9 protein-coding genes are annotated in these 12,705 nt (G+C 68.3%); 5 read left to right on the forward strand and 4 right to left on the reverse strand.

What is annotated here, in order from left to right; translation table 11 throughout:
* Window positions 1–38: 38 nt before the first annotated feature.
* Both ABZ297_RS43655 and ABZ297_RS43660 read right to left on the reverse strand, forming a co-directional pair.
* Window positions 39–197, reverse strand: a complete 159-nt coding sequence (locus tag ABZ297_RS43655) for a hypothetical protein (protein ID WP_355359413.1) — start codon at window positions 195–197, stop codon at window positions 39–41.
* A gap of 159 nt (window positions 198–356) precedes the next feature.
* On the reverse strand, window positions 357–2,681 hold the full coding sequence (locus tag ABZ297_RS43660) for an immune inhibitor A domain-containing protein (RefSeq protein WP_355359416.1): 2,325 nt from the start codon (window positions 2,679–2,681) through the stop codon (window positions 357–359).
* A 218-nt stretch (window positions 2,682–2,899) separates the two neighbouring features.
* Between ABZ297_RS43660 and ABZ297_RS43665 the strand changes: the two genes are divergently transcribed.
* The 5 genes from ABZ297_RS43665 to ABZ297_RS43685 are packed head-to-tail and all read left to right on the forward strand — an operon-like array spanning window position 2,900 to window position 8,470.
* Window positions 2,900–4,603 (forward strand): ABC transporter substrate-binding protein, encoded by a 1,704-nt coding sequence (locus ABZ297_RS43665; protein ID WP_355359419.1) that lies wholly within the window; start codon window positions 2,900–2,902, stop codon window positions 4,601–4,603.
* 25 nt (window positions 4,604–4,628) lie between these two features.
* On the forward strand, window positions 4,629–5,588 hold the full coding sequence (locus ABZ297_RS43670; RefSeq protein WP_355359422.1) for an ABC transporter permease: 960 nt from the start codon (window positions 4,629–4,631) through the stop codon (window positions 5,586–5,588).
* Window positions 5,585–6,577 (forward strand): ABC transporter permease, encoded by a 993-nt coding sequence (locus ABZ297_RS43675; RefSeq protein ID WP_355359425.1) that lies wholly within the window; start codon window positions 5,585–5,587, stop codon window positions 6,575–6,577. The genes ABZ297_RS43670 and ABZ297_RS43675 overlap by 4 nt, the downstream gene beginning before the upstream one ends.
* Window positions 6,567–7,511 carry an ABC transporter ATP-binding protein gene (locus tag ABZ297_RS43680; protein WP_355359428.1) on the forward strand — a complete coding sequence of 315 codons (945 nt, stop codon included), beginning with the start codon at window positions 6,567–6,569 and terminating at the stop codon, window positions 7,509–7,511. Before ABZ297_RS43675 ends, ABZ297_RS43680 begins: the two co-directional genes overlap by 11 nt.
* Complete coding sequence (locus ABZ297_RS43685) at window positions 7,508–8,470, forward strand: dipeptide ABC transporter ATP-binding protein (RefSeq protein ID WP_355359437.1); 963 nt, start codon at window positions 7,508–7,510, stop codon at window positions 8,468–8,470. Before ABZ297_RS43680 ends, ABZ297_RS43685 begins: the two co-directional genes overlap by 4 nt.
* Before the next feature lie 153 nt (window positions 8,471–8,623).
* Here ABZ297_RS43685 and helR read toward each other — a convergent pair whose 3' ends face one another.
* Window positions 8,624–10,762, reverse strand: a complete 2,139-nt coding sequence (helR, locus tag ABZ297_RS43690; RefSeq protein WP_355359431.1) for an RNA polymerase recycling motor ATPase HelR — start codon at window positions 10,760–10,762, stop codon at window positions 8,624–8,626.
* Between the two features lie 104 nt (window positions 10,763–10,866).
* Window positions 10,867–12,102 (reverse strand): glycosyltransferase, encoded by a 1,236-nt coding sequence (locus ABZ297_RS43695; protein WP_355359434.1) that lies wholly within the window; start codon window positions 12,100–12,102, stop codon window positions 10,867–10,869.
* Window positions 12,103–12,705: the final 603 nt, after the last annotated feature.

The following is a 12,705-nucleotide window of genomic DNA, read 5'->3' on the forward strand; positions in this document are numbered from 1 at the left end:
AATCCCCAAACCCAAAAAACACTTATTTGGTTTTCTCATTAATTATTGTGGGGGCGGTCGCGCGGCCCCGGCCGCGCTCGAACCGCACCGGAGAGTGAGAAGACCAGCTTCGATGATGAACGTGCAATATCAAGGTTGCGGCGGAGGAAGTCCAGTTCGACGGCTATCAGGTTTTCGGCCACGCCGTCCGGCGTCATATGGCTCACCCTGGGCAGCAGGAGCGTGGGGTGCGGCCGCCCGGCCGTCGAGGACGTGCAGTCGTCCGGCGGCCACATAGGCGATCCTGCCGCAAATGGTCGCGAGTGGCCGGGTCCGTCGCGGGGTGGGGCCCGTTGAGCGCGGCGGACCCGGCTTCTTCAGGAGGCCGGGCCCACCTCGATGGTGGTTCGCAGGCCCTTGCTCGCTTCCTTCACCACGTCGATCCTGGTGTTGGTGTCGGGCGGGATGACGCCCTGCTGGGGGTTGGTGCTGTACCAGTAGACGCCGGTGTGGTCGTTGAAGGAGGAAACCCCCGGCAGCGCCGGGAAGATCGTCTTCGCGCCGTCCTTGTGCAGCACCACCCGGTCGGTCGAGGTCAGCCGGAAGGGCGAGTCGAACACCTGGATCCGGCTGTTGACCCCGGTGTAGTCCTTCCAGAGCAGCGGTACCGCATGGGCGTCGATCGGCAGGATCATGCCCTCGCCGACGTGGTCACGGGTGGCGTTGTCGGTGTAGGCGGTGTCCCACAGCCAGATGAGCAGGCCGTCCTGGTAGGGGTAGTGCTCGTAGATCTCCCGCCGCGCGGGGTCGTTGGAGAAGCCGGCGCTGTACGGACCGGTCTTGAGATAGGCGCCGTAACCGGCGTAGCGCCGGTTCTCGGCGATGTAGGCGCGCGGGTGCTCCTTCTTGCCGGTCTTTCCGGTACGGCTGAAGCCCACGGCGGTCCAGCCGTTGTCGCCGCTTTCGACGTCGTCCTGGACGACGCCGGTGATGGAGTCGATGAGGAAACCGTTCTCGGCGGTGTTGGTGTCGGTGACGTAGCGGAACCGGAACTGGATCTTCTTGCCCGCGTAGGCGTCCAGGGGGAGGCTGAGGTCGGTCCAGCCGCTGCGGCCGGTGATCCCGGGGACACCGTCGACGGAGGGAATCGGCTGGCCGCCGACGGTGCCGCCGATCGGTCTCCATACCTTGCCGTCCTCGGAGACCTCGGCGTAGAGATAGTCGAAGTCCTGCTCGATCTGATACCAGACCTTGGCGTCGAGCTTGGCCGTCGTCTGCCCGGTGAGGTCGAGTTCGCGGGTGAGCGTCTCGTTGAGGTAGTCGCCCTTGCCGCTCCACCATTGGAAGGCCCCCTGGGCGGGGTCGACCAGTTCGGTGGTGACCGTGTGCGGCGGCAGGTCGACGATGACGGCCTGCGGATCGGCGGTGTTGTAGGAGCTCACCCCGAGGGTGTGGGCGGAGGCGGTGGCGGCCTTGGCCTTGTCATAGCTGAGCCAGCCGAGCCGCAGCTTGCTCCACGCGTCCAGGTCTCCGGGGAACTCTCCGGGCTGCCCGTCCTTCTTTGCCAGGTAGGAGCCGCTCGACATGAGCGACCAGAACTCGACGCTGTTGGTGCCGCCGCCGTCGTACAGGTCGGGCAGACCCAGGTCGTGGCCGTACTCGTGGGCGATGAGGCCGACGCCGCTGTTCTCGCCCGCGGTCAGGAACTTGCCGACCCAGATGCCGGTGTCGCCGATCTGGGTGCCGCCGCGCAGGTTGCCCGCGGGGCCCGTGCGTCCGCGCAGGTTCCAGTAGGCGTCGTGGTTGACCGCCCAGAGCGCGTCGGCGCCCTGCGCGCCCCCGCCCCATGTCTGGTCGACGCCGGCGTGGATCACCTGGAAGCGGTCGATGTAGCCGTCGGGCTCGTTGAAGTTCCCGTCGAAGTCGTAGTCGTATCGGTCCCAGACGTCGAAGCTCTTGAGCTCCGCGGTGATGTCCTCGACGCTGCGGCCCTTGGCGCGTTCGGCGTCGTACCAGGCGTTGGCGGAGTCCTTGACGAAGTCGAACAGGGGCGTGTCGCAGTCCAGGCCGCTGTCACAGCGCGGCGTGCCGTACCGGGACTCGTTGTAGGGGACCTTCACCCAGTCGGAGACGTGGCCGTCGAAGTCGTAACGGCCCGCGGACTGCAGCCGGTAGAAGTTGCGCAGCGAGTTGGCGCCCTCGGCGTCGTTGAAGTAGATGTCCTGGTAGTAGGCCCGGTTGAAGTCCTGCTGCCAGAGGGTGTGGTTGTCGTAGCTTCGCTGGGGTCTCGGGATCTGGTTGTGCAGCGGGCCGGGCACGCCGCCGTAGCGAATCTGGCCGTTGTGCAGGGTCTGGTTGTCGATCTTGTCGCCGAACTCGGCGAGGACGGTGAAGATCTTGTCCCTGCGTTCGAGGCCGAGCTCGACGTACTGGTCGCCGATCTTCACCCTGCCTGAGGCTCGCGCGCTCACCTTGGGGCCGGAGAGCACCTGCTCCATGGCCTTGTCCCGCAGGGCACGCTCCTGCACGGCGATCGGGTTGAGGACGTCCTCCTGGTGACGTCCCTCGCCCGGCGGGGTGGCGGTGACCTTCGTCGAAGGGGTGGGCGTCGGTCTCGGATCGGCGGAGGCAGGTCCGGGCGCCGAGACGCCCAGGACCGTTCCGGCCAGCCCTATTGCGAGCATGGCGGTGAGCTTACGCACGCGGGGGGTTCCTTCCGTCATGGGCCGGATCTCCGGCCGCACGGGTGGTCGCGCGTAATATGTCACATGCTAGTGATCTACGGAAGGGGTGGATTTCCGGCAATCGAATCCATGGCCACCCGCAGGCTACGAGTCGGTAACGCTACTTGCTAGTGCAATTTCACATTATTATGTTACGTGTCACTTCGATCGTTCAAGCGATCCACATGGGGTGACATATGGCTGGAACCAAGGGTGGCGGACGCCTGCTCGCGCTCGCCGCCACGCTCGTGCTCGGGCTCGCCGCCTGCGCCGGCGGGGGGAGTTCGGGGAGGAACGCGGGAACCACGACCTCGGGCGGGGGGCCGGTCAAGGGCGGAACCCTCTATGTCCTGTCCAATCAGGACTTCGTGCATCTCGACCCCACGCGCAACTGGACCATGCGGGACATGGGCTTCGGCACCCGGCTCCTCTATCGCACGCTGACCACCTACAAGGCGGGCAGTGCGGAGATCGTGCCCGACCTGGCCACCGACCTCGGCACACCCTCCGAGGGGGGCAAGGTCTGGAAGTTCACGCTTAAGGACGGCGTGAAATACGAGGACGGAACGCCGGTAAAGGCACAGGACGTCAAATATAACGTTGAACGTTCATTCTCTCCGGAGCTTCCCGGCGGTCCGAACTACGCGATCCTCTACCTCGCGGGAGGGGAGAAGTACAAGGGCCCGCTCAAGGGCGAGCACCTGTCCTCGATCGAGACCCCCGACGACAAGACGATCATCTTCAAGCTCAAACGGCCGGTGGCGGAGTTCGGTCAGACGGTGACGCTGCCGACGTTCGCGCCGGTGCCGCAGGCGCAGGACAAGGGCGTCGACTACGACAGCCGCCCCTTCTCCTCGGGGCCCTACAAGATCGAGAAGTATCAGCGCAAGGCCGAGCTGATCCTGGTCCGCAACGAGCACTGGGACCCCGCCACCGACGAGGTGCGCAAGGCCTATCCCGACAGGATCGTCGTCAAGCAGACAGTGGGCGGCGGGACCATCGACACCCGGCTCATCGCCGATCAGGGGCCTGACCGCTCGGCGGTGGGCTACGTCGACGTCGCGCTCGCGAGCCTGCCCAAGGTCCTGTCCAACCCGCAGGTTCAGAAGCGGATGGTCAGCTCGGTGGACGGCTGCACAGGCATGCTGTACCTGAACACCTCGCGCGCCCCCTTCGACAACCCGAAGGTTCGCATGGCCGTGCAGTACGCGGTCGACAAGGAGGCGTTGCAGACGGCGGCGGGCGGCCCCCAGATCGCCGAGATCGCGGGCGCGATCCTGCCGCCCGGCCTCACCGGCGGCGTGAAGCGTGACATCCTGCACATCCCGCCGACCGGAGACGTGGAGAAGGCCAAGTCCCTGCTCACCGAGGCCGGGGTCACCGGCAGTCTGAAGGTCAGACTGGTGACGTCCACCGGTGGCAAGCCGGGAGCGGAGGCACTCCAGACCGCGCTCAAACGGGCCGGCATCGACATGCAGATCGACCTGGTCGAGGCCTCGGCCGTCGCCGGCATCACCAGCGACCCCGCCAAGGCGCCGGACATCCAGATCGGTGGCTGGTGCCCCGACTACCCGTCAGGCTCGACCTTCCTGCCGATCATCTTCGACGGCCGCACGATCACCGAGAACTCCAACGGCGGCAACAACTCCTTCTTCAAGGACAAGGAGGTCATGGACAAGATCGATGAGATCGACGCGATGACCGACGCCGCATCCGCGAACAAGGCATGGCTCGGCCTCGAGGACCTGATCATGTCGAAGTCGCCCGCCGTGCCGTACCAGTGGGCCAAGCAGAACAACCTGTTCGGCTCGAACGTCGCGGGCGCCGTAGGCCACCCGATCTGGGAAGGCAACCCCGATCTCGGCGTGATCGGACTGAAGAACCCGAGCCTTTCCCAGTGACGGGCTTCCCAGTAAGAGGACACGCATGAAGACTCCGCTCGACGCAGCGGAGACGGCCGGGGCGGCGCGAGACTCCGCCACCCCGGCAGGGCGTTCCCCGTGGGGGCTCGTCCTTGACCGTCTCCGCACGAACCGTGCCGCGATGACCGGCCTCGGTATCGTGATCTTCTTCCTCGTCGTCGCCTTGGCGGCCCCGCTGCTCACCGCGCTGAGCGGCTGGGATCCCGCCCAACCCGACAAGACCGCCATCGACGCCAACCTCGCCGGGATCCCCAGAGGGGCCCTGGGCGGGATCGGCGCCGAGCACTGGCTCGGTGTCGAGCCGGTCAGCGGCAGGGACATCTTCAGCCGGATCGTCCAGGGCGCCCGGGTCTCCCTGTTCATCGCCTTCACCAGCGCGGCGGTCGTGATGGTGCTCGGCACGTCCTTCGGCATCGCGGCCGGCTACTTCGGAGGCTGGGTCGACACGGTGATCAGCCGGCTCACCGACCTGCTGATGTCCTTCCCCGGTCTCATCTTCATGATCGCGATCATGGCCGTGACCCCGGATGTCAACCGGATCGTCCTGCTCATCGCCGTGATCGGATTCTTCAGCTGGCCTGGAATCGCGCGCATCGTCAGGGGCGAGACGCTCTCGGTCAAGCGACGGGAGTTCGTGGACGCGGCGAGGACCAGCGGCGCCCGCGATCACAGGATCCTGCTGAAGGAGATCCTGCCCAACGTCTCCGGACCGATCATCGCCTACGCGACGCTGCTCGTCCCCGGGCTGATCAGCGCCGAGGCGGCGCTCTCGTTCCTCGGCATCGGCATCCGGCCCCCGACGCCCTCGTGGGGGGAGATGCTCTCCAACGCGGTGACGTACTACCAGGTCGACCCGATGTACTTCGTCACCCCCAGCCTGTGCCTGTTCCTCGTCGTCTTAGGGTTCAGCCTGCTGGGTGACGGGCTCAGGGACGCCATCGACCCCAAGGGCGCCCGCAAATGATCATTTACCTCGCGCGCAGGCTGGCCGCGGTCGCCGGCGTCCTGCTGGTGATCTGCGCGGTGACCTTCGCCATCTTCTACCTGCTGCCCACCGACCCGGCCGTCACCGCCTGCGGCAAAAGCTGCTCTCCCGAGCGGATCGCCGAGATCCGCAACCAGATGGGCCTGGACCGGCCGCTTCCCACCCAGTTCTTCGACTACGTGAGCGGCATCTTCGCCGGGCGGACCCTGGGCACCGGCCAGTACGCGATCGAATGCGGCTTCCCCTGCCTCGGCTACTCCTGGCAAAGCGGCCAGCCGGTCTGGGACCTCCTCCTGGAGAGCCTGCCCGTGACCTTCTCCCTGGCCGTCGGGGCCGCCACGCTCTGGATGATCGGCGGGCTGAGCGTCGGCGTCGTGTCGGCCCTGCGCAAGGACACCCTGCTGGACCGGACGCTGGTCGTGTCGACCGTCGCCGCGGCGGCCCTGCCCATCTACTTCGTCGGGCCGATGCTCCTGTTCGTGGTCGTCCAGGTGCTGCAACTGATGCCGTACCCGGGCTACACCCCGTTCGGTGAGGGCCCGCTGACCTGGGCGCAGAACCTGGTGCTCGCCTGGATCGCGCTGGCGATCCTGTCCGCCGCCATGTACGCCAGGCAGAGCCGCTCCTCCATGATCGAGACGATGGGCGAGCCGTACATCCGCACCGCCCGCTCCAAGGGCCTGCACGAGCGCACCGTCGTGGTCAAGCACGGGCTCAGGGCCGCGCTCACCCCGATCGTGACCATCTTCGGCATGGACCTCGGCGGACTGATGGGCGGCGCGATCATCACCGAGTCCATCTTCGGCCTGCCCGGCGTCGGCAAGCTCACCGTGAACAGCATCACCGCCCAGGACCACCCGGTGGTGCTCGGAACGACGCTGCTCGCCGCGTTCTTCATCGTCATCGCCAACCTGGTCGTGGACCTGCTCTACGGCATCGTGGACCCCAGGGTGAGACATGCTGCTTGAAATCAAGGGCCTCGGGGTGGCCTTCGGCGGCCTGCGGGCGGTCGAGAACGTCGGCTTCTGCCTGGACAAGGGCCGCACGCTCGGCATCGTCGGCGAGTCCGGCTCCGGCAAGTCGGTCACCAGCCTCGCCGTCATGGGCCTGCACCGGGGGGCCGAGATCTCCGGGGAGATCCTCTTCGACGGGCAGCAGCTCGTGGGGGCCCCGCCGGAGAGCCTCCGCCGGCTGCGGGGCCGCCGGATGGCGATGATCTTCCAGGACCCGCTGTCGTCGCTCCACCCTCACTACACCGTGGGCGAGCAGATCGCCGAGGCCTACCGGCTCCACTTCGGGGCCTCGCGCCGGGCCGCCAGGACACGTGCGGTGGAGATGCTCGCCGAGGTCGGCATCGCCTCACCGAAGGACAGGGTGGGGGATTACCCCCATCAGTTCTCCGGGGGCATGCGCCAGCGGGTGATGATCGCGATGGCCCTGGCCTGCGAGCCGGACCTGCTCATCGCGGACGAGCCGACGACCGCACTCGACGTGACCGTGCAGGCCCAGATCCTCGAACTGATCAAGAAGATCCAGGACGACCGCGGGCTCGCGGTCGTCCTGATCACCCACGACCTCGGCGTGGTGGCGCGGGTCGCCGACGAGGTGCTGGTCATGTACGGCGGGCGCGTCGCCGAGCAGGCCGCTGCCGACGAGATCTTCGACAGGTCCCGGCACCCCTACACCCGCGGCCTGCTCGACTCGCTGCCCCGCCTGGACGAAGACGACGACACGCCCATGCGCACGATCCCCGGCTCCCCGCCGTCGTTGCTGGCACCGCCGCCCGGCTGTCCGTTCCACCCGCGATGCCCGCAGCGTATGGAGGTCTGCGAGCGGGACCTGCCGCTCCTCACCCAGACTTCTGCCGGTCACCTCGCCGCCTGTCACCTTGGGAGCCCCTGATGGACGACCTGCTGCGGGTATCCGACCTGCGCATGAGCTTTCCCCTCAAAGTCCCCTTCGCCCGCCGCCGCGACCTTGCGGTACGGGCGGTCGACGGGGTGTCCTTCGAGGTACGGCAGGGCGAGACGCTCGGCCTGGTCGGGGAGTCCGGCTGCGGCAAGTCCACGACAGGCCGCATGATCGTGCGGCTGCTGGAACCCACCGCCGGCTCGATCACCTTCGAGGGCAGGGACATCACCCACGTGAGCCAGGGGGAGATGCGCCCGCTCCGCCGCGACCTTCAGATGATTTTTCAGGATCCGTACTCGTCGCTGAACCCCAGGCAGACTGTCGGCCAGATCATCGCGAACCCGCTGGTCGTCCAGGGCGTCTCAGGGGTGCGCGCGAAGGTGAAGGAACTGCTGGACCTGGTCGGCCTGATCCCCGAGCACATCGACCGCTACCCGCACGAGTTCTCCGGTGGCCAGGCCCAGCGCATCGGCATCGCGCGGGCCCTGGCCACCCGGCCCAAGCTGGTCATCGCCGACGAGCCGGTGTCGGCGCTGGACGTCTCCGTACAGGCGCAGATCGTCAACCTGATGGAGGAGCTTCAACGCGAACTCGGGCTGACCTACGTCTTCATCGCCCACGATCTGTCCGTCGTGCGCCGGGTGAGCGACCGGGTCGCGGTGATGTATCTGGGCCGGATCGTGGAGATCGGGGATAAGCACGAGGTCTACCGGCATCCCGCTCATCCTTATACGAAGGCCCTGCTCTCGGCCGTGCCCGTGCCCGATCCGAAGATCGAGCGCAAGAGGGAGCGCGTTGTGCTCCGCGGAGATCTGCCCTCTCCGGCGAAGCCGCCCTCCGGCTGTACTTTTCATCCCCGTTGCCCGAAGGCGGCCCCGCTCTGCGCGCAGGAGAACCCGGTGCTGCGGATCCACGAGAGACGGCAGGTCGCCTGTCACTTTCCCGATTGAGCCGGGCAGTGTTCCCGGCCGAGCCGGGCCGTTGTCTCCCGGCAGAGCTGGGAGACAACGGCCCTGATCCGAGCTGAGGCATCGGTTCAGCGTTCACCTGGCGAGAAGACCATCCTCCAACTCGGCCGGGAGCGGGCGTTCGTCCGGCCGGCGTCAGGAGCTCGTGAGGATGACGAGTTGCTGGGTCGCCCGCGTCATGGCGACATAGCGGTCGACCGCCCCTTCGATGCCCTTGCCGAACTCCTCCGGGTCGACGAGGACGACCAGGTCGAACTCGAGCCCCTTCGACAGCTCCGGGGGCAGCGACCGGACGCGGGACGTCTCCTGGAACGTGGGATCGCCGATGACGCAGGCGATCCCGTCGGCATGCGCGGCGAGCCAGGTGTCGAGGATCGAGCCCAGATCCGCAGCGGATCCGTGGACGACGGGGACGCCGCTGCTGCGGATGGAGGTCGGCACGTTGGCGTCCGGGAGCGCGGCCCGGATGACCGGCTCGGCCTCCGCCATGATTTCTTCCGGTGTCCGGTAGTTGATGCTCAGGGAGGCCAGGTTGATCCGGTCGAGCCCGATCCGCTCGAGCCGTTCCTGCCACGACTCGGTGAACCCGTGCCGGGCCTGGGCGCGGTCCCCGACGATGGTGAAGCTCCGGGACGGGCAGCGCAGCAGCAGCATCTGCCACTCCGCGTCGGTCAGTTCCTGAGCCTCGTCCACGACGATGTGCGCGAACGGGCCGGCGAGCAGATCCGGTTCGATGCCGGGCAGCTCGGACTCGTCGACCAGGTTACGCTGGAGGTCCGCTCGGCGCAGCTGCGTCACCAGGCCTTCACCGTCGTCATCGGCCTCGATCAGGCTGTCGACGACCTGCGCCATGCGTTCGCGTTGGGCGGCGAGGGCGGCCTCCTGCCGGCGCTTACGCCGTGACGCCTCCGGGTCGCCGAGCCGCTGCCGCGCCGCGTCCAGGAGCGGCAGGTCGGACACCGTCCAGGCCTGAGCGTCCGCGCGCTGCAGCCTGCGGATGTCGTCAACGCTGAGCCAGGGAGCGCACATCCGCAGGTAGGCGGGTACCGTCCACAGGTCTCCGACGAGGTCGGCGGCTTCGATCAGCGGCCACCCCTTGTTGAGGGCCGTCAGCAGCTCCCTGTTTCGCAGCAGCGACTGCCTGAGCAGGTCAGCCGGTGCGTCGCCGTCATGCTTGTCCATCAGGATCGTGACCAGTTCCTCCCAGATCTGGTCGCGCGCCTCGTTGTGCGGAGTGCCGGGGTCCGGCGCATCGAACGCCTCGGCCCAGTCCTCGGTGCTCAGCCAGATGTCGGACCACTGGGTCGTGACCGTCATCCCCTTGGCGGGCGGGTTCTCGTAGAACTTGACGGCAGGTTCGATCGCCTTCACCAGGTCCGCGGACGACTTCAGCCGGGCCACGTCCGGGTCCGTCTCGAGCGCCGCCGCAGCTCCCTCGGTGAGGAGGTCACGCAGGGTGCAGGTCTGCACGCCCTCCTCTCCGAGGCTGGGCAGGACGTCGGCGACGTAGGCCAGGTAGGGCTGGTGCGGACCGACGAACAGCACGCCGCCCCGGTGGTGACCGAGGCGAGGGTCGGAGTAGAGGAGGTAGGCGGAGCGGTGCAGAGCGACGACGGTCTTGCCCGTACCCGGACCGCCGTCGACGACGAGGGCGCCGCGGGATCCCGCGCGGATGATGGCGTCCTGGTCGGCCTGGATGGTGCCGAGCACGTCCCGCATCCGGGCCGACCGGTTGCCGCCCAGGCTGGCGATGAAGGCGGACTGGTCGTCGAGCGCGGCGTGCCCTTCGAACCCGTCCGGGGTGAACACCTCGTCCCAGTAATCGCTGATGCGGCCGCGGGTCCAGCGATACCTGCGGCGGCTCGCCAGCCCCATCGGGTTGGCGTGGGTGGCGCCGAAGAACGGCTCGGCCGCGGGGGAGCGCCAGTCGAGCAGCAGCCGGCGGCCCCCACTGTCCGTGAGGCCGAGCCGCCCGACGTACACGGGCTCGGAGTCGTCCGCGCTGACCATGCGCCCGAGGCACAGGTCCAGACCGAAGCGACGCAGTAGGCGCAGCCGAGCGGTCAGCCGGTGGATCTCCAGGTCCCGGTCCAGCGCCTGCCGGCCCTTGCCGCCTGGTGACTTGCGCTCGGCGTCGAGGCGGTCGGACAGGTCGGCGATCGACCGCTCCAGGCTCTCCGCGATGGCCGCGAAGTGCTTCTCATCGTCGGCGATCAGCGCCGGGTCGGCCTTGGCGGCGAGGTTGTCGGGAAGGTCGAACGCGCTGGTGGTCATGTTATTAGCTCCGATCTGGGCCTTACGAGCCTGGCGGCCGCGCCGGGCAACGGGGTGGCCGTCGCCGGTTCCGGTCGCCAGGGTTGTGCACGATCCTGGGTGGTTCACGCGGACACGGACGGCTTCTCCCGGCGGACCGCGTCGAGCAGCAGCTTCGCGGCCACCGCCGCCCCGTCGGTGCGGATCGCGCCGGCCACGGCGGTCGCCCGTGCGCGGGTCTCGGGGGTCAGGGCCGTCTTGAGCGCGACCGACAGGGACTCCGTCGTCGGCGTCGGACCGTCGTGTGCCGCGCCGATGCCCAGGTCGGCCACCCGGCCGGCCCAGTAGGGCTGGTCCGTCGCCTGGGGTACCACCACCTGGGGCGCGCCGGACAGGGCGGCCGTCGTCGTCGTGCCCGCGCCGCCGTGGTGCACGACGGCGGCCACCCGGCCGAACAGCCGCTGCTGGTTGACCTCACCGACGACGAAGCAGTCATCCCGGTCGTCGATCAGGGCCAGATCGGCCCAGCCGCGCCGGATGAGCGCGCGGCGGCCCTGCGCGCGGATCGCCTCGATGGCCACCTGGGCGACGTTCGCCGACGCGTGCATGGGCATGCTGCCGAAGCCCACGTACACCGGTGGCGCGCCGGCGTCCAGGAACGCCGCCAACTCGGCCGGGAGCGGGCGGACGTCGGGCAGGATCCACGCGCCGGTCTGCACGACGTCGAGGTCCGGCCTCTCCTGCCACGGGTCCAGGATCTGGTCCGTCGCCAGCCACGGCCGGTCGCCGATGACGTAAGCGCGGACGTCGTCCACCGGTGGCAGCCCGATCGACGCCCGGTTGGTGTTGAGCGCCTCGCCGAACAGCGCGTTGATGCTCTCGGCGTCCAGGTCCCACAGCACCCGGTTGTCGGTCACCTCCGGCGGGAACGGCCGGCCCGGGTACTCCAGCGGCCGGCGGTGCGGCGACGGCAGGGTGAGCTGCTGGAAGGTCACGGACACGGAGTGGATGCCCAGCTTCTCGGCCACAGACAGCGCGCCGGCCGCCGCCGGCGTCACGCCGGTCGCCACCAGCGCGTCACACCCTTCGGCCGCCGCGGTGACCGCGTCGAGCTGGCCGGCGATCAACTCGGCCGCGCGCTGGGACAGCGACGACGGCGGCGGCGCCGCGGTCGTCAGCGCCCGCGCCGACTGGCCGACCGGCACCAGCGGCACGCCGACACCCGCCAGCCGCTGCGCGAACTCCTCGTCCGGCGGCGCGCACACGCGCACCTCAGCGCCGAGTTCCCGCAACCGCACCGCGAGCCCCACCAAGGGCTCGACGTCCCCGCGCGACCCATACGTCGACAACAACACCCGCATCTTTGCGTCCCCCGTTTTCGCAGGTTCTGGCTTCGGCCGACGATTCTGCAGCACGACCTGGGTCTTGCCGCAAGCCCCCCGGTGCGCTATACGTTGAGAAGGGAAAGGAGCGGGTACCCCCCTTTCCCTTCAACGTCGGCTGTGGACCGACAACCTCCTCGCGAAGCGGCGGCGCGCCGCGTACGGCGGTCTCGCCGGCCCAGGAAGATCTCCGGACAGTGAACCGAGAAGACCTGCAAGGTCGGTGGCGCAGTCGGTCAGGACGTGAAGACGCTCAGGGTCGAGTGTTCCGTGGTGCCACCTTCAACTGGACCGGCAGCATCAACCCGTTTATCAGGTGGAACTCCTGATAAACGGCGTTGGGGATTGACAAGCGGGGGCGGCGTGCGACATTATGAAAATGCGACCGGAGAGATAGGTCTGCGTTAGCGTGGACAAATTGAATTAGTGCGAGTACGCTCGTGCTTCCACGCTGCCCTTTTTGGCGACCCGCTCCGCTGCTCGCGTAGCGAGGTTGTCTGGCGTGCGTGTAGTCAGTCCGCCGCGAGCCCTCGGAAGGACATCTGTTGGCAGCCTCGCGCAACGCCTCCGCCGTACCCGCCG

Origin of the sequence: Nonomuraea sp. NPDC005983, assembly GCF_040614375.1 — a bacterium.
Lineage (GTDB): Bacteria > Actinomycetota > Actinomycetes > Streptosporangiales > Streptosporangiaceae > Nonomuraea.

Excerpts from the sequence above, each read along its gene's own strand:
- ABZ297_RS43655 (WP_355359413.1), bottom strand. The coding sequence starts at position 197 with ATGACGCCGGACGGCGTGGCCGAAAACCTGATAGCCGTCGAACTGGAC.
- ABZ297_RS43665 (WP_355359419.1), top strand. The coding sequence starts at position 2,900 with ATGGCTGGAACCAAGGGTGGCGGACGCCTGCTCGCGCTCGCCGCCACG.
- ABZ297_RS43670 (WP_355359422.1), top strand. The coding sequence starts at position 4,629 with ATGAAGACTCCGCTCGACGCAGCGGAGACGGCCGGGGCGGCGCGAGAC.
- ABZ297_RS43675 (WP_355359425.1), top strand. The coding sequence starts at position 5,585 with ATGATCATTTACCTCGCGCGCAGGCTGGCCGCGGTCGCCGGCGTCCTG.
- ABZ297_RS43680 (WP_355359428.1), top strand. The coding sequence starts at position 6,567 with ATGCTGCTTGAAATCAAGGGCCTCGGGGTGGCCTTCGGCGGCCTGCGG.
- helR (WP_355359431.1), bottom strand. The coding sequence starts at position 10,762 with ATGACCACCAGCGCGTTCGACCTTCCCGACAACCTCGCCGCCAAGGCC.
- ABZ297_RS43695 (WP_355359434.1), bottom strand. The coding sequence starts at position 12,102 with ATGCGGGTGTTGTTGTCGACGTATGGGTCGCGCGGGGACGTCGAGCCC.